The organism is Paracoccus sp. R86501 (assembly GCF_042466435.1).
Lineage (GTDB): Bacteria > Pseudomonadota > Alphaproteobacteria > Rhodobacterales > Rhodobacteraceae > Paracoccus.
Window position 1 is genome coordinate 1333739 of sequence record NZ_JAXHPZ010000001.1, and the last position, 17097, is coordinate 1350835.

The following is a 17097-nucleotide window of genomic DNA, read 5'->3' on the forward strand; positions in this document are numbered from 1 at the left end:
CGGGCCGAGAGATCTGACGTTTACGTTCCGCGATCAGACCGCGTCGTCACCGGTTTCACCAGTGCGAATGCGAATGGCCTGTTCGACCGGCAGAACGAAAATCTTGCCATCGCCGATTTTCTCGGTGCGGGCTGCGCCCACGATCGCTTCGACGGCGGCCTCGACCTGGTCGTCGGGCAGCACCATCTCGATCTTCACCTTGGGCAGGAAATCGACAACGTATTCAGCGCCGCGATACAGTTCGGTATGCCCCTTTTGCCGGCCGAAACCCTTGACTTCGGTGACAGAGAGCCCCTGAACACCGACTTCCTGCAGGGCTTCCTTCACATCGTCCAGCTTGAACGGCTTGATGATCGCCTCGATCTTCTTCATCGCTCTAGATCCTTCCTCGCGGCTTGCCTGCAGTCTGATTGGCGCGTTTGTTGGATGGCGTAAATGCAGCAGGATGATCTTGGAAGGCCGGAAACGGTTTGTCACGGGGTACTGCACATAATATCAGCAACAAGATTAAAATACAGGCAAAAGCAATGCTGCATGGCACTGAAATTCTGACCTCCGCCCAAATGCGCGCCACCGAAGCCGCAGCCATCGCCAGTGGCACCGTCACAGACGCCCGGTTGATGGAACGCGCGGGCCGCACCGTCGCGGACCAGATTCGGCTGCGCTGGCCGGAGCCGGGGCGTGCGACTGTACTTTGCGGACCGGGCAACAATGGCGGCGACGGCTATGTGATCGCACACCATCTGCATCGGGCGGGCTGGCAGGTGTCGGTTTCGGGGATGCGCGGCAAAGCGGCAGGCGCCGCAGGAGATGCTGCCGAACGGTGGCTGCAATCGGGGCCGATCCGTCCGTTGCAGACGGTCACGACCCTTCCCGATCAGGGCGTCATCGTCGATGCCATATTCGGGACGGGCCTGACCCGCGCACCCGTCGGCGATCTGGCGCGCATCCTGCGTCTGCTGTCCAAGGTTGATCTGCGCGACCGGATCGTGGCGGTCGATTGCCCAAGCGGACTGTGCCTCGATACCGGGACGTTTCTGGGGGATGGTGCGCAGGCCGGGCTGACCGTCGCCTTCGACAGCCCCAAGCCCGGTCATCTGATCGCAGACGGCCCGACCGCCTGCGGCAAACTGGTCGTGGCCGACATCGGGCTGAAGGATTGGCGTCAAGGCGACCCGGCAGGCGTGCGCACCACCGCCCCACTGGATGCCACCACGGGACGCTGGCTGGCCAAGCTGCATGGCAAGGGGCATAAGTTCGCCCATGGCTCGGCGCTGGTCATCGCGGGCGGTCCGGGCAGCGGAGGCGCGGCGCGCCTTTCCGCCCGCGCCGCGCTGCGGACCGGGGCGGGACTGGTCACGATCTGCCCCACCCTCTATGCCATGCCCGAACATGCTGGCCCGCCCGATGCCCTGATGCGCAGGCCCGTGGACGGCTCTGCCGATCTGGAACGTCTGCTACAGGACGATCGCATCGGGGGCGTCTGCCTTGGGCCGGGCTGTGGCGTGTCCCGCGCACAGTCCTTGCTGAAGCCGCTGCTGGCCAGTGGACGCCCTGCGATGCTGGACGCGGATGCTATCACCGCACTGGCCCAGGACAGTGCCCCTGCCCTGCATGCTCATTGCGTCCTGACCCCGCATATGGGCGAATTCGCCCGCATCCAGCCCGATCTGGCCGACAGTCTAAGCGGCAAGGATGGTCAGCCTGCCATCTCCAAACTGGATGCCGCACGTCAGGCGGCGCAGCGGATGAATGCCGTGATCGTGCTGAAAGGGCCCGATACCGTCATCGCCGCACCCACCGGGGCCGTGCGGGTCCATTCGGCCTATGACATCCCGTGGCTGGCCACCGCGGGCGCCGGGGACGTGCTGTCGGGCATCATCACCGGCCTTCTGGCCCGCGGCCTTCCCGCCTTCGAGGCCGCCTGCATGGGCGTCACCCTGCATGCCAGCGCGGCGCGGCGCTTTGGCCCCGGCCTGATTGCGGATGACCTGCCCGACCAGCTGCCCGGTGTCATTCGCGACCTGATCGATTGAGGCGATGGCGATGGCGATGGCGATGGCGATGAAAGTTCGCTTATCTTGCCCCGTCCAGGGTGTTGCGCAGCCGTGGCGTCAACCGCCGCAGAACCACAAGGCCCAATGTCGTCACGACGGCGGCGATGATCCAGATGGGCAGACCGGCAACGCCGACGGTATTCAGCCGGATGTCGCCCGACAGCAGGCTGGCCACGGCAAAGATCGCCAGAGGGTGATAGAGATAAATCCCAAGGCTTTCGCGCCGCCCAAATTCGGCCAGCCAGACAGGGGTCACGTCGCGCACCGACAACGCAATCCCCAACAGCCCGGCCGCAACCGGCAGCGTTCCGAAAAACAGCTGGACATCCGCAGGTCGGGCGCCAAGCGATCGCAGCCAAACCGCCTCGACCACGGTCAGAAGGATGCCCCCGGTGAACAGCAGGACGGACGTCTTGCGCAGATTGCGCACACCGTGCAGCCACCCGCCGATGCAGACAGCGGGAATGCCGGACAACTCTCGCAGCGCGATGACCGCATCATAGCGCCGTCCGGTTATGACATTGAAATAATTGATCGTGACACAAGCCAAGACGATCAGAAACGAAACCGCGAACAAGGATCTGCGCGACTTGTCATTACCATAGGTATGGACCACCAAAAGGGCGATCATCAGTGCAGTCAGATACCAAAGATGCCCATAGCTGCCCCTCAGCAGCGTCTCAAGGTTGATGCCATCGCCACCGGATGTTGCCACGAGGATCGGAGCGAAAATGACGCCCGCCACGACGAAAACCCTAAGGGGAACGGCAAGCCTGTCGATCGTTACCCCCCCCGCCCCCGAGGAGATAATAGCCTGTCAGCATGAAGAAAAATGGCACGCACCAGCGAAAGCTGCTTCTGATCAGATCGCTTCCTGTTTGGGATAATTCCGGAAATGGCCCTACGTGCAGGGCAATGACCCCGATTGCTGCAATAAGTCGAAGCACGTCGATATTGCCGTTGCGCGGACCACTGCGCGGGATCGCACTGCGTGGGGTATTGGCAACCATGGTACTGACTCCTTGAACAGTCGCCCTTATACGCAGCCACGAAATGCCGGCAATATGGCGTGGCAGGCGGACTATCACCGGGTTTCAGCAACGGCCTGAACGACCTTCGAGGTCGCCAGAATTCCAGCTGATGCCGCAGTATTCACGGCGCTACATGACACCGGATTGCGCACGATCGCCCTAAACAGACTGGACCGCCATACGACATGGCCGATATACTTGTTTAGTATCGGTCATGTTTGGCAGACGAAGACATTGATGTTCTACGCCGCTGCGATTGCGATCTGATTGTCAGCTAAACTGACAGCCTCCGGAATGGATGCAGGTTTAGATTTTCCCCGAACAAACCGGCCCCTTAGTCAGGTTGCAAGAGGATTGCCCTTCAAAGCCATGAAACGGGACTGGAAATTTTTCCTGTATCGATGAGCAGGTCGAGGGTCTCGAAGCTCTCGTCATGGCCTGTGATCCCTTTCATCGGCAGGGCTGCAGCGCGATGAAAAAAAAGTCTCGCACGGGACATATAAAACTGCGCTTGCGGTAATCGTCGGTGTAAATACCGAGGGTGGTGACAAGTGACATTCGGGGGCGATATTTCGGTCAACTAAACAGCGCGCCTTTAGTGGACCCGAAATCGCGGCGCTCACGTATTTTTCCGCTAGCGGCGTTAGAAACTCTGTGTTAGGGCGTCCAAAGCACTGTGATAGTTGACTAAAGCAGGCGCGTGCGGGTGTGGCGGAACTGGTAGACGCACCAGATTTAGGTTCTGGCGCCTATGGCGTGGGGGTTCGAGTCCCTTCACCCGCACCACTTTTCCTTCAGCTTTCGGCGACAGCAGCTTTTTAAGCAGCATGACCAAGGCATACCGATGCATTGGCGCATCGATTTGCTATTCCCGAAGCACTGAACTCCATCATGACAGGGTTTCCGCATCGTCGTCCGAAACAGCAACGGGACGCGAGCATCGAATGGGCCGAAGACCGCGTGTTGTTCACCTGCGGCTGCACTTTTGCGACTTCACATCACAACCCCGCGCGCCTCAGCTGTTTTCAGCAGTCGTGATCACGTTCAGTTCGCGCAGCTGATCCGGCGTCAGGATGTTGATCTCATCCGGAGGGGTGCGCAGCGCGAGGGGCATCAGCCGCAGATCGACGCCCATCTGGTCCAGATACTCCATCACGCTGGCCTGCGCGCGCTGGACGTCGGCGACGGCCATGAAGGCCGGCAGGATGGTGTTCTTGCCGAAATAATGCTGATGCACACCCACGACGCCTCCCTTCTGGACGCGCCGCGGATCGCCGCCGGCCAGCACATAGGGACAGGCAGACAGACAGACGGCGCCGTCCTGAATCGTCGTCGAAAATCCCAGTGACCGGATGCTGCGACCGATCGCCAAGGCGTCCGACACCGAGCCGCCCGAACTGTCCAGCGCCACCTGCGTCGCCTGCGGGCGGGACTGTTCAAGCCAGGCGACGAAGCGGTCGCCGTCGCCCGGCGCGATCTGGCCGGTGATGGTGATCAGGTCGTCGGCCTCGGTAAACTCCAGCTGATCGGGCATGGGGCGCATCGCGGGTGCGCCCGGCTTTGCGGGGTCCGACGGTCGCAGGTCGGGACGATATGGGCGCACGCTTGGCCCGTCGGTCGATGGCGCGAACAGCCCCGGCGCGGCGGTTCCCGGATTGCGCATCATATCGATCCCGACGATGGCAGCGCCCATCAGCACCTGCGATACCAGCACGGCCCGGATGACCTTTTGTGGCGAGGAGAACACCCCCACCTCAGCTTTCCCCGGGACGCGAAGGATCGTCGCGCAGGGGCGGCATGGCATCGGCGCGATGCAACAGATCCTGGGCTGCAAGCGCGGCACGCAACTCTCCGACGGTCATGCGGTCATCGCTGTGACCCTCACCCCGGCCCGACCGGATGGCGGCCTGCACGACCATGATGATGAAGACCAAGACCGCAGGCAGCAGGTCGATCGAGATCGCCCCCGCCCATGCCGGCACGAAATTGCCCGCATAGGCGATGACCGCATCGGCGGCCGACATGGGGGTATAGAGCGCCTCGTCCGGGGCGGGCAGTGCGATCACCGCGCCTGCGGCGTCGTTCAGGGTCTGGGCGCGTTGGGCCACCAAGCTCAGCACCGAATTGATGGTGCTGGACTGCCCTGCCCGCATTTCGGCGGTTGAACCGTCCAGTTCAGGCAACACGACGGCATCGGCCAGATCCTGCGCCGCGCGCGACACAAGGGGCGCGGGGTTCAGTTGGCGCAACTGGGTGATCAGGCCCGCCAGTTCGACCGCATCCTCGGAAAAGCGGACGGTGCGGTCCTCCAGCGGGCTCGGCTCGACCGAGATGCCGCGCATCTGCGACAGGATCGTGTTGCCTTGGCTGAAGGTGGTCTCTATGGGGTCGGCGGCCTGATCCAGCTGCGCCTCCAGCGCCTGCAGTTCGGCGCTTTTCTGGGTCAGGACGCGAAAGACAGCGCCGCGACCGGAAAAGCCCGACAGGGTGCCGCCGGCCTCTTGTTCCGACAGGTCCTGGAAGGATTGCCGGACCCGGGCGACATCGCGCGACAGCGATTGCCCCGCCACGGCATTGGCATGCGCGCGTTCCAGCGACGTCTGATAATGCTGCACCGTGGTCGCCATATGCGTCTCGACCGCCGCACCCCCGGCAAGTGCGGCCGCGTTCAGCCATGACGACATCGCCACGATCGCAACCGACCCAAGCGCCATCGTCAGCAGCAGACCCACCCGTGACGCCGCCGAACGGACCGCGGGCAGCAGACGCAGCAAATACGACCAGAAGACGAAAATGCCGACCGATACCGCGATGGAATAGGCCAGCGCCGCAAAGGTCGTCCACATGCCCGGATCGTCCAAGAGCGTCCGCACCCCTAGATAGGTATAGATGCCCGAGGCAGCCGACAGCACGCCAAGCGCCGTCGAGGTAAAGCTGTCCAGCCAGTCCAGATGGCGTTCCAGTTCGCGGGCATAGCGATCACCGGCGCGATCAGGTTGAGGGCTTGGGGATGGCATGCGCGCTCCGATGCTTGGGGTTCGCGATCAGATAAGCGCAAATTCGCCGGGGTCTCATCCCCCTGACGCTCACTTCTGCGTCAGACGGCCTGATCGCGGGCATGGATCGTGACGCCTTCCAGGATCACCTGATCACCACCCGGGCGGGTCAGCGACAGCCGTTCGCGGTCAAGAACGCGGATCGTGCCACGCTGGATGGCCACGACGCCTTCCGACCGCAATTGCGCCAGCGTCCGGTTCACGGTCTGGCGCGAACAACCTGCAAAGCCCGCAAGTTCGTTCTGGCTGATCTGGACGGTCGGGCTCTGATCGCTGGTCATGCCCAGCAGGTGGATGCGGATGCGATCCTCGGCGGCATAGAACATCGCCACCGATTGCTGGCGATTGTCGCGCGTCAGGCGGTCGTGAAAAATGCCTGCGAAATTCGACAGGATCAGGTCGGCGGGCATATGTTTCAGCACAAGGCCCGCGTCGAACAGCATGACGGTCGTATCGGGCAGCGTCGTGCAGGTGGCCGCGCAGGTCAGACCCGAGAATTGCTCGACTTCGCCCAGAACCTCTCCGGCGCGGGCCAGATGGGCAAGGATACGGTTGCCGTTGACGTCGATGAAGCTGACCTCGATCCGGCCGCGCAGGATCAAATACCCCCAACGCGCGGGTTCCCCCTGTCGCAGGATCTCGGTCGGTCGTTGCAGGTGCTGGATCGAGGTTTCGGACATCAGCTGCGCCATCTGCTGGCGCGTCAGACCCTTGAACAGGGCCGGAGAAGCGGCCTCCAGCTGGTCAAGCCATGCGGAGATGTCCTGAATGCGCCGCCCGACCGGGACGGGCGACGCCAAATCATGTTGTTTGACCGCCTCGCTCAAGCGTGGCCCCCTGTCGTAAACCGTGCTGCTGCAACTATAGCCTGAATGCATGCATACAATGCAAGCTGTTGCCACAACGTTCGGTCCGACAGGACGTCAAGACCCGCACCGATCGGGGCCTAAAAACAGGTACGGGAGACAAATCGCAAACATCCCGATCGGTGCTATACCCTTGTATAGCGCCACTAACCTATCGAGTGTCAGCTAGGCGACATTCCGCCACATTTGTGAACGAATGGTTAACGAAAACTTGCCGAAATTGCCCGAACTGTCGGGATGAACGGCAACAGTTTTATGATTTGCACCGATTTGATCCCAATTGGTAGCATTTTTCGGCGAATCCTCCAAGCCCTTCGATCAGTTGTCGTCCCCCGCGACCACGGCATCGCCCCATGGCGACATGACCTCGGTACAGCCCTGGTTGCGATCACCGTCGCGCATGACGCCCGCGGGACAGGCAAAGGCATAGGGCAGAACATTCCGCCGCGTGGTGCGCAGGTCGTGGTCACGGGAAAGGCTGTCCAGAATGTCCTGTGGAAAGGCCTCATCCGCAATGACATGCGGTCCGCCTGACACGTCGATCCGGGGGTGGTGGAAGGCCTGTTCAAGATCCATGCCAAAATCGGTAACATAAGATGCCAGCTGCGACACCGCCGAGACGATCTTGCGCCCGCCGGAGGCGCCCAAGGCAAAGCGCCGCGCGCCCTGTTGGCCCAGCATCGGGCAGACGTTCATCAGACACGCCTTGCCCGGCGCCAGCGAATTCGGCCGCCCCTGCACCGGATCAAACCACATGATGCCGTTGTTCATCAGGAAACCGGTCGAGGGCGACACCACGCGGCTGCCAAAGATCGACAGCAGTGTCTGCGTATGCGCCACCATGTTGCCAGCCGCATCCACAACCGAGAAATGCGTCGTGCATCCCGGTGCGGCGGGGCTTTCGCCATCATCGCCCATGCCCGCCAGCCGTGCGCGATAGGCATCACGCAGCGCCGTCGCATAGGCCGGAACCGCCGTCGCCATATCCGGCAGCGACAGGTCCTGCAGGCGCCGCATGACATCGGCGAATGTCGGACCCGCAGTCAGTCCGGGCAGGACGTAGAACAGCGCATCGCGATAAGGCACCGCCAGCGGGTCGTGGAAGGCGGCGCGGTATTCACGCAGGTCGCGATGGCGCAGCGATCCGCCCTTGTCGGCGACATCCGCGGCCATGGCAGCGCCCAGATCACCGTCATAAAGCGCCCGCGCGCCATCTTGCGCCAGCACCTGCAGGCTGTCGGCCATGCGGGCCTGATCCAGCCGCTTCTCGGCCAGCGCTGTCCAGCCGGACCCCTTGGGCCACTGTCCGTCATCCAGAAACAGCGCCGCGGCATCGGCATCCTTGGCCAGTTCGCGGGTGGTGCTGGCGATCATCAGGGCGGCATACCAATCGACCAGCATCCCTTTTTGGGCATGTTCGATGGCAGGCTGCAGCAGTTCAACCCAAGGGATGCGGCCCCATCGGTCATGCGCCTGCCCCAGCCCGTCCACCACGCCGGGCACGGCGATGGCCGTCGCGCCCTGCACGTTGCGATCATCCTCGACGTGTTCCCAAGGAAACAGATCACCCGCAACGCCCCGGCCGCTCAGCGGAAAGTCACGCGCATCCAGCCCCTGCGGCGACCGCATGCCGAAGTTCAACGCATGGGCAGTTCCGGTGTCGGCACGCCAATGCATCGCGGCACCGCCCCCGGCAGGGCCGCTCATCCATGGCTCGAGAACCCCGATGACAAAGGAACAGGCCACGGCGGCATCAACCGCATCGCCCCCTGCCCGCAAGACCTGCGCCCCCGCCTGCGCGGCCTGCTTGTGCTGGGCCGCGACCACGCCATGTTCGGTGCGGATGACGGTCTTGCGCACCTGTTGGCTGTCGGAAAACGCGCTGCCTGCCGCCGCACCGAACGCCATTCCGGATCAGTTCCAGGACATGGTGGTAAAGCGCAGGACCTCATCGGCGGTGGGGGTATAGGCGACCTCGTTCGTGAAGACATAGTTGGTGTTATAGCTGAACATCGGCGCCCAATAAGCCTCATCCGCGATCCGCTTCAGCGCCTTGGAGTAATTCTCCTTGCGGACCTCGGGGTCTACCGAACCGTCGGCCAGCGTCAACCATTCCAGCAGCTGGTCGTCGCGGGCATCATCCAGCGCGCCATGCTTGAAGAATTCGCTGACCATGGCCGAGGCGTCATTGATCGAATAGCTGCCCCAGGTCTGGAACGACAAGGGCACATCGCCCTTCATGTTCAATTCGCGCAGCGCCGAATATTGCAGCATCTTGAAGTCGGTCTTGATGCCCACGGCATTCAGATAGCTGGCGATGGCCTCGGCGTATTCGCGGTCGCGATAGGCATAGAACTCGGTGGTGAAGCCATCGGGATAGCCGGCCTCGGCCAGCAGTGCCCGCGCCTTTTCAGGGTCATAGTCATAGGAGGTCACATCCTGATCGCAGCCGAACTGGCTGGGATAGCAGGCGGTATCCACGACCTTGCTTTGCCCTTTCAGCAGCGCACCGACCAGATCCTGACGGTTGATCGCATGGTTGACGGCCTGACGCACCTTGAGGTCGGTGAACGGATTGCCCTCGGTCCCCGAACGTCCGGCAGCATCCATCGCCAGATAGCCGATGCGCATGGTGGATTCATTGGCAACGGTGAACTGGTCCATCATCCCCAGCTTTTCGGCCTGATCGGTCGGCACCTGCCAGATCAGGTCCAGCGTGCCGGAAAACAGTTCGGCCATCTGCGTGTTCACGTCGGGAATGGTGCGGATATCGACATTCGCAATCTCGGGCCGACCCTTGGGGCCGTCGAAGTAATCGTCGTTGCGCGCCAGAACGAAATGCTGGCCGGGCGTCACCTCGGTCACCTTGTAGGGCCCGGTGCCGACCGGCTTCAGTCCCATCCCCGACGGGCCGACCTCGGCGTAATACTGGTCGGGATAGATCGACACGGGACCGGCCAGATATTCGATGGCAGCCGGAAATTTGTCCTTCAGCAGAATGCGGACGGTGTAATCGTCGATCTTTTCGGCCGATTTTATCCAGTTCACGTTGCGTTGGGTTTTGACGCCATTCGCCTCATCGGCGACGAAGTTGACGGTATAGACCACGTCATCGGCGTTGAACGGTTCGCCGTTGTGGAAAGTCACGCCTTCGCGCAGCTTGAATTCCAGCGTGGTGTCGTCGATCCATTCCCAGCTGGTCGCAAGGTTGCCCTTGAACTCATTGGTCTGCGGGTCCTGATAGATCAGCCCGTCCCAGACAGCCCGCTGCATCACCACACCTTCGCGGGACGAATTGAAATAGCTGTTGACGTTTTCCAGTTCCTTGGTGAAGGCGACCGACAAGGTATCGCTAGCCTTGTCGGCATAGGCCGCGCCTGCCGTCGTGGCGGCAAGCAGGGCAAGGGCTGTCGTGCGCAGGAATGCAGTCTTCATCGGTCAACTCCCTGTTGGGGTCTGTGGCCCGGTCTATGCGGGCCCTCATGCGTGTATTACAGTTCAATACAGCTTATCGTTATATGAACAGATAAGCGCATCAGCCCGTGATGCGTCAAGCGTTTCATCAGATGCCGCCCACCCGTCAGGCATTTAGTTGACTATTATACTAAAGAATATTATTCCGGCCACAGCCAGCACCAGCCAGCCTCATGACGTCACTGCGGCACGCGCCGCACGAAACCCACCGAGGCTGCAATGCTGTATTCCGACCCCTGCGATTCTGACGATTCCGAACGTCTGGCCGATCTGGCCAGTCTGCGTGCGCTGCTGATCTGCGCCATCCGGGAACTGGGGTTGGACCACGAGGACATCGCGACGCCGCAGGGTCGGCTGCAGATTGGCTTGCATCAGGACATGGCCACCGGGCTGGGCCGCCTGCGGATGCTGACGCTGTACGGCTCGGCGGGCGCGCGCACCATCGATGCGGGCCATGCGTTGTCGCTTATGCTGGGTTGGCTGGCGCAGAACCACGGCGCGGCGGCAGATCAGCTGATCGCGCGCATCACCAACAGCCGCGACCGGATCGCCGCGATGCTGCCCGCCCGCATGGCGGACCCGCAGGCCACGCCGGACTTCCTGACGGCAGAACAGGCGCTGCTGTTCGGCCATTGGATGCACCCCTGCCCCAAGGCGCTGACCGGCATGACCCCGCCCGAGGAACGCGCCATGACCCCCGACTGGCACGGGCAACTGCGGCTGCATGCGCTGTCGGTCCGCGAAGAACTGATCGAAGCAACCGATCACGACATCGCCCGCGACCTGCCCGGCATGCAGGCAGCCGCGGGTCCCGGTCGCATCATCCTGCCCGCGCATCCGCTGACCTGGGACCGCGCCTGGCAAGACCCGCAGATCGCAGAGCTTCTGGCGCGGGGCGACATCATCGATCTGGGGCCGGTGGGGGATGCCTGGTGGGCGACTTCATCTGTCCGGACGTTGTGGCGCGCGGATTGCCGGTGGCAGATCAAGGTCTCGCTGCCGGTGACGATCACCAATTCGCAGCGGGTGAACAAACGCCACGAACTGCTTGCGGGCGCGGCCATGTCGCAGCGCATCGCGTCGCTTATGTCGCGCTTTGGTCCCATGCGGCTGATCGGCGATCCGCATTGGATGACCCTGCGCCTGCCGGGCCGTCGCGAATCCGGGCTGGAGGTTATCTTCCGCGACAATCCCTGGCGGGGCGGCAAGGTGCTGCAGGTGGCGGGGCTGGTGGCCGAGCCTCTGCCCGGGCGCGCATCGCTTCTGGCGCAGGTGATGGCAGGGCATGACGCGGGGCGCTGGTTCGACGCCTATCTGGCCTGCGCGGTGGCGCCCCTGGTCCGCATGTATGACGCCACCGGCATCGCGGTCGAGGCGCATCAGCAGAATGCCCTGCTTGACCTGTCCCACGGCCTGCCGCGCCGCTGCGACATCCGCGACAACCAGGGCTTCTATGTGGCCGAGCCGATGGCCGACGATGAACTGCGCGCCATCCCGCAGCTGGTTTATCCCCGGTCCGAGGCCGAGGATGCGCTTGGCTATACCCTGATCGTCAACCAGGTCTTCGGCGTCATCCACCGCATGGCACTGGACGGCATCATGCCCGAGGCCGACGCCCTCCACCGGCTGGCCGTGCATTTGCGGGGGCTGTGCGATCTGCCGGGGCATGGCGGGCGGCTGGCGCATCGCTGGCTGCGCGATGCGGCGTTGCCGGCCAAGGGCAACATGCTGACCCAGCTGGGCGGCACGGACGAGCTGCTGATCCCCGGCGAACGTGCGCCGATGATCCGCGTGCCGAACCCGCTGCCCCATTACGCGGGGGTGCTTGCCGATGTCGCCTGAAGCCCGCACCCTGCGCCAGACCATCGAAGCGCTGGCCTTCGAGGGCATCCTGACGCCCCACACTGGCGGCTGGACCCTTGGCGGGCTGCAAATCCTTGCGCCCCATCGGGTGCAGATGACGGGCCGCGTCCGGCTGTTGGGCGATCCGCTGGATGGTCGGGGGCATCCGCTGAGCCTGGACCATCTGGAACAGGCGCTGCGACAGGCGGGCCATGATCCGACGGCCCTGCTGAACGCCGCCCGGCGCAGCGCGCATTTCCTGCGCGCTGCAGGAACCCCGCCCAAGGGTCGCGCGAACCTGCGCGCCCTGCCGCTGGAGGCCGCGCTGTCCGAAGGCCACCCCTATCACCCCGGCTTCAAGGCCCGCATCGGGTTTTCGGATGCCGACAACGCCGCCTATGCGCCCGAGTTCGGCGCGCCGATCCGTCCGCTTTGGCTGGAGGTCAACCCCGCGCTGATCACCCGCAGCGGCACCGATGTCGCCGCAGGTTTCGCCAAGGCGGGCGCGATGCCCGTCCACCCGTGGCAATGGGCGCGGCTGCGCGATGATCCGCAGGTCCGCCAATGGCTGGATCAGGGCCGCATCCGGGTGCTGGACCACCACGGCCCCGACATGCAGGCCACGGCATCGCTGCGCACGCTGGCCGACCGGGACGGCGGCGACCACCTGAAGCTGGCGCTTGGGGTCGGGGTCACATCCTCGGTCCGCGATCTGGTGCCTTGGTCGGTGGGCGTTGCGCCCGCGATCTCGGGGTGGCTGATGCGGGTGGTGGAGAGCGATCCGGCGCTGGCGGGTCTGACCATCCTGCCCGAACATGGCGCGGCCATCGTCGGGCGCGACCTGATCGGCGGGCGGCTTGCCGCCATCCGCCGCAGCCCGCCGCCGGAAGATGCCATACCGCTGTCGATGCTGTCCCTGCGCGACCCCGATGGCCGGGCAGTCATCGCGCCCTGGCTGGAACGCCACGGGGCGCGGGCCTGGGTCACGCAACTTCTGGCCGTGCTGCGCCCTGTCTGGCACCTGATGACCCATCACGGCATCGCGCTGGAGGCGCACGGCCAGAACATGCTGATCCGGCAGGACGACGGCTGGCCGACGGGTCTCGTTGCCCGCGATTTCAGCGAAAGCCTGGAATACGTCCCGCATCTGCTGGCCCGTCCCGACATGATCCCGGACCTTGCCGCGATCGAGCCTGCGATGGCCGACGCCCCCGACGGCACATACCACCGCATGGGTGCCGCCACCGGTCTGCGCGATCTGGTGATGGATTGCCTTGTGACGCATGTGCTGTCCGATCTGTCGGACCTGCTGCACCGCGACGGCACCCTTCCCGAGGCCGACTTCTGGGCCATGGCCCGCCACGTCCTGCGCCCTGCGCCGGACTTTGGCACCGACCTTGCCACCTATCCCGCCGAAAGCCTTGCCGCGCGCCTGCTGGGCGTGACGGCGACCCATCCTGCCCCCAACCCGCTGAGGACTGCTGAACCGATGGCCGATCTCTTTTATCTGGACGACCGTATCGTGGACCCGAACGATCCCGCCCTGCCCGATCTGATGCATGGCCGCGACCCCGAACGCAGCCGGATCGCGCTGCATATGTCGAACAAGGCCACCTGCCTGTCGCAGATCCTGCGGCTGCGGGATGCGGGGGCGTCCTGCTTTCCGATCCATCCCGAAACGCCCGCAGATCAAGGGCGGCAGCTGGCCCTGCGTGCGGGGTGCGATGCCATCGCCGATGACGCAGGCATCACCGATCTGGGGCAGGATGCGCCCCATGTTCCCGGTGGCGTGCTGATCCAGACCAGCAGCGGCACCACCGGCACCCCCAAGGTCATCGCCCGCAGCTGGGCCGCCATCCAGACCGAGATCGAGGCCTATATCGCCGCCTTCCCGCAGGCCGCCGAGATGACGCCGGTCATCGCGGCGCCGATCACCCATTCCTATGGGCTGATCGCGGGGGTGATGGTGGCGCAGGCCCGCGGGCATCGGCCCGTGGTTCTGGACAGCGCCAACCCCAAGGCCATCCTGCGCCATTTGAAATCCATCGACCGACCCCTGCTTTATGCCGCGCCGCCGCTGCTGCACATCCTGTCCCGCTTTGCAGGCAAGGGCGGGCTGCATGGGGTGATGTCGTCAGGGACGGTGCTGCCGCAGGGGTGGTTCGACGACATCCGGGACGCCTGCGACCATCTGTTCCAGCAATACGGCTGTTCCGAGGCCGGCTGCGTCGCCATTGCCGCCGCCCCTGTCAGCCCGCAGGACATGGGGCACCCTCTGCCGCATGTGCGGATCACGGCGGGACAGGACAGCCCCGGTCCGGTGGTCATCCAAGGCGCGGGCGATGACATCGCCACCGGCGATCTGGGCATCATCGACGACCGTGGCCACCTGATCTATGCGGGCCGCGCAGCCGAGGTGATCGACGTGGCCGGGGTCAATGTCTATCCCGACCAGATCGAGGCCGCCGCGATGGCCCTGCCCGCCGTCCGCGACGCTGTGGCCTTCGCCATCCCCGATCCGACCGCCACGCAGCGTCCGGCGCTGGCCTTCGTCGGCGACATCACCCCCGAGGCACTGGATGCCCATCTGGCCGCGGCCCTCTCGCCCCGCCAGCGTCCCGCCCGTCTGATCCCGATGGACCGGCTGCCGCGCGGCGCGAACGGCAAGATCGCCCGCCGCGATCTGGCTGCAACCCTGACCGAGGTGCCCGCATGAACCAGCCCGCTACCATCGCCACGCCCGAAGCCGTCCTGACCACCATCCAGGGCATCCTTGCAGGCCCGATGGCCAACCCCCGCATGGCCGCCTTCGGCCCCGAGGCGCGTCTTGGACACGATCTGGGGCTGGATTCCGTCGCCCTGATGACGCTGATGCTGCATCTGGACGAAGCCGGAATCGAGATGGCCGAGGATACCTTCGACCGCGCCCCCGGCATGACGGTCCTGGCGCTGGCACAGGTCTTGGCAGGCGTCGCCCCGCCCGAGGAAGAGCCGCTGGACATCAAGGTTCATTGCGTCGTCAGCTGTCTGTCGCAGGCGCTGAAGGACAAGGGCGGCATCGATCACCGACCGCTCTATATCGGGCTGTGGGATGGGCAGGTGATCGTCGATGACCGGATGCGCCTGTCCTATCACGCGCAGGACATCGACCACGGCTTCTATCTGGACTGGGCGCAGCGGCTGTTCGGGCTGCGTGTGACGCGGTGGTATGACGATGCCGCCCCCAAGGCGGACAACCTGACGCGCCTTCATGATCTGCTGGCCGATTGGCGGCCCGGCACCTATGTCATGCCGATGGTGGACATGTTCCTGCTGCCGACCCGCGACAACAAGTTCGCCCAGGACCCGTTTCCGCATTACGCGCTTATCCAGCCGACCGACGATCCGGCAAACTGGCTGATGCGCGACCCCGATTTCCGGTGGGAGGGTCCGGTCCCCGCCGCCGACCTGCGCGCGGCCTTCCTGCGCGATACCGTGGCGGGGGGCTATGTCTTCGACAATGCCAATGCCCATCCCGCCAGCGACAACGGCATTCAGGCGATCTTCGCGGCGACCTTCGATCCCGATGCCGTCCCGCTGATCGAGGCGATGCGCCGGATCGTGCAGGCCCATGCCACCTTCCTGCCCCGCCCAGACCTCGAAGGCGCGCTGCGTGAACTGCCGGTCATCGCGATCCGCAAATATGCCTATGAACATGCGCTGGCGATCTTCGGCGACATCGAGGGCGCGGATTACGACGCCTTCGAGGAATGCTGCGAACGGATTGCGGCGCTGCACGGCGGGCTGAACGCCGCCCATCTGCGGGCCGTCGCCTATGCCCGTGGTGGCAGCGCCGAGGATCTGGCCCGCGTCATGGCCGATCTGGACGCACTGGCTACGCTGGAACGCGGCATCAAGGCCACGGTGGCCGAATGGCACGCCCGCTGGCAGGACGGCCTATGATGCGGGTCCACGCCTGTTCCGTCGCACTGCGGCATACGTCGATTTCGGCGCAGGATCTGGCGCGGCAGGTGCTGGGCGCGGGCTTCGACGGGGTCGAGATCTGGGCGCCGCATGCCGAACGCATGGCCGATGATTGGGCGGCCCTGCCGCTGCGCCCGAACGTGCCGATGCTGTCGGGCTATCTGCCGTTGGGCACCCCTGCCTTCTCCCGCGATCAGGCACGACGGCTGGTCGCGCTGACGGCCCGCTGGAAGGCCCCGCGCCTGCGGCTGTTCGCAGGCGGCCTCGGGTCGGGCAGTACGGGTATCGATGACCATTGCGCCATCCTGCGTGATCTGCGCGTGGTGGCTGATATGGCGCAGAACCACGGCATCCGCATCGCGATCGAGACGCACCCCGGCACGTTGGCAGACAGCCTGCCCGCCACGCTGGCTCTGATGCATCAGCTGGACCACCCCGCCATCGGGTTGAACGTCGATATCCTGCATGTCTGGGAAGGCGGCGCAGATCCGATAGCAGCCCTGCCCGCGCTGGCGCCCTATCTGCTGCACCTGCATCTGAAAAGCGTAACAGGCCGCGATCGGCTTGGGGTCTTCGCGCCGGACAACATCCACGACCCGCAAGGCAGCCGCGACGGCATCTGTCCGCTGTTCGACGGCGTGCTGGATTACGATGCCATTTTGCGTGCCCTGCCCGATGATGCCGATGTCTCGCTGGAATGGTTCGGACCGGCGCCGATGGCGGTGATGCGGGCGGATTTGGCGCGGATCAGGCAAAGACTGGCCCGCAAGGCCGCCTGACAGGACAAAGGGGCCCGGCGCATTGCCGG

At 64.5% G+C, this 17097-nt stretch carries 13 protein-coding genes and 1 tRNA gene; 6 read left to right on the top strand and 8 right to left on the bottom strand.

Annotated elements, in window-relative coordinates; translation table 11 throughout:
• Positions 1–33 precede the first annotated feature (33 nt).
• Positions 34–372: a P-II family nitrogen regulator gene (locus SJY40_RS06530; protein ID WP_022707998.1), complete on the bottom strand. Its 339-nt coding sequence runs from the start codon at positions 370–372 to the stop codon at positions 34–36.
• Between the two features lie 155 nt (positions 373–527).
• On the opposite strand from SJY40_RS06530, the gene SJY40_RS06535 reads away from it, so the two are divergent.
• On the top strand, positions 528–2036 hold the full coding sequence (locus SJY40_RS06535; RefSeq protein ID WP_378944037.1) for an NAD(P)H-hydrate dehydratase: 1509 nt from the start codon (positions 528–530) through the stop codon (positions 2034–2036).
• Positions 2037–2076: 40 nt separating this feature from the next.
• Here the strand turns inward: SJY40_RS06535 and SJY40_RS06540 are convergent, their stop codons facing one another.
• Both SJY40_RS06540 and SJY40_RS06545 read right to left on the bottom strand, forming a co-directional pair.
• Positions 2077–2802 (bottom strand): acyltransferase family protein, encoded by a 726-nt coding sequence (locus SJY40_RS06540; RefSeq protein ID WP_378944040.1) that lies wholly within the window; start codon positions 2800–2802, stop codon positions 2077–2079.
• A 10-nt stretch (positions 2803–2812) separates the two neighbouring features.
• Entirely contained in the window at positions 2813–3067 is a 255-nt protein-coding gene (locus SJY40_RS06545; RefSeq protein WP_378944043.1) for an acyltransferase family protein, read from the bottom strand.
• 723 nt (positions 3068–3790) lie between these two features.
• On the opposite strand from SJY40_RS06545, the gene SJY40_RS06550 reads away from it, so the two are divergent.
• Positions 3791–3874, top strand: a tRNA-Leu gene (locus tag SJY40_RS06550).
• A 229-nt stretch (positions 3875–4103) separates the two neighbouring features.
• On the opposite strand, the gene SJY40_RS06555 is transcribed toward SJY40_RS06550, so the two are convergent.
• The 5 genes from SJY40_RS06555 to SJY40_RS06575 form a co-directional block, all read right to left on the bottom strand.
• Entirely contained in the window at positions 4104–4835 is a 732-nt protein-coding gene (locus SJY40_RS06555) for a hypothetical protein (RefSeq protein WP_378944046.1), read from the bottom strand.
• 7 nt (positions 4836–4842) lie between these two features.
• Positions 4843–6105: a hypothetical protein gene (locus SJY40_RS06560; RefSeq protein WP_378944048.1), complete on the bottom strand. Its 1263-nt coding sequence runs from the start codon at positions 6103–6105 to the stop codon at positions 4843–4845.
• Between the two features lie 80 nt (positions 6106–6185).
• A complete protein-coding gene (locus SJY40_RS06565) occupies positions 6186–6944 on the bottom strand; it encodes a Crp/Fnr family transcriptional regulator (RefSeq protein ID WP_378944051.1) in 759 nt (252 codons plus the stop codon).
• A 384-nt stretch (positions 6945–7328) separates the two neighbouring features.
• Complete coding sequence (locus SJY40_RS06570) at positions 7329–8918, bottom strand: gamma-glutamyltransferase (RefSeq protein ID WP_378944054.1); 1590 nt, start codon at positions 8916–8918, stop codon at positions 7329–7331.
• A 6-nt stretch (positions 8919–8924) separates the two neighbouring features.
• Complete coding sequence (locus SJY40_RS06575) at positions 8925–10445, bottom strand: ABC transporter substrate-binding protein (RefSeq protein ID WP_378944057.1); 1521 nt, start codon at positions 10443–10445, stop codon at positions 8925–8927.
• A 258-nt stretch (positions 10446–10703) separates the two neighbouring features.
• On the opposite strand from SJY40_RS06575, the gene SJY40_RS06580 reads away from it, so the two are divergent.
• From SJY40_RS06580 to SJY40_RS06595, 4 genes are read left to right on the top strand one after another with little or no spacing between them, the layout of a single operon-like run.
• Positions 10704–12326 carry an IucA/IucC family protein gene (locus SJY40_RS06580; RefSeq protein WP_378944060.1) on the top strand — a complete coding sequence of 541 codons (1623 nt, stop codon included), beginning with the start codon at positions 10704–10706 and terminating at the stop codon, positions 12324–12326.
• Positions 12316–15042 carry an IucA/IucC family protein gene (locus SJY40_RS06585; protein ID WP_378944063.1) on the top strand — a complete coding sequence of 909 codons (2727 nt, stop codon included), beginning with the start codon at positions 12316–12318 and terminating at the stop codon, positions 15040–15042. The genes SJY40_RS06580 and SJY40_RS06585 overlap by 11 nt, the downstream gene beginning before the upstream one ends.
• Complete coding sequence (locus tag SJY40_RS06590) at positions 15039–16268, top strand: DUF6005 family protein (RefSeq protein WP_378944065.1); 1230 nt, start codon at positions 15039–15041, stop codon at positions 16266–16268. Before SJY40_RS06585 ends, SJY40_RS06590 begins: the two co-directional genes overlap by 4 nt.
• Positions 16268–17068: a sugar phosphate isomerase/epimerase family protein gene (locus tag SJY40_RS06595; protein WP_378944067.1), complete on the top strand. Its 801-nt coding sequence runs from the start codon at positions 16268–16270 to the stop codon at positions 17066–17068. Before SJY40_RS06590 ends, SJY40_RS06595 begins: the two co-directional genes overlap by 1 nt.
• Positions 17069–17097 lie beyond the last annotated feature (29 nt).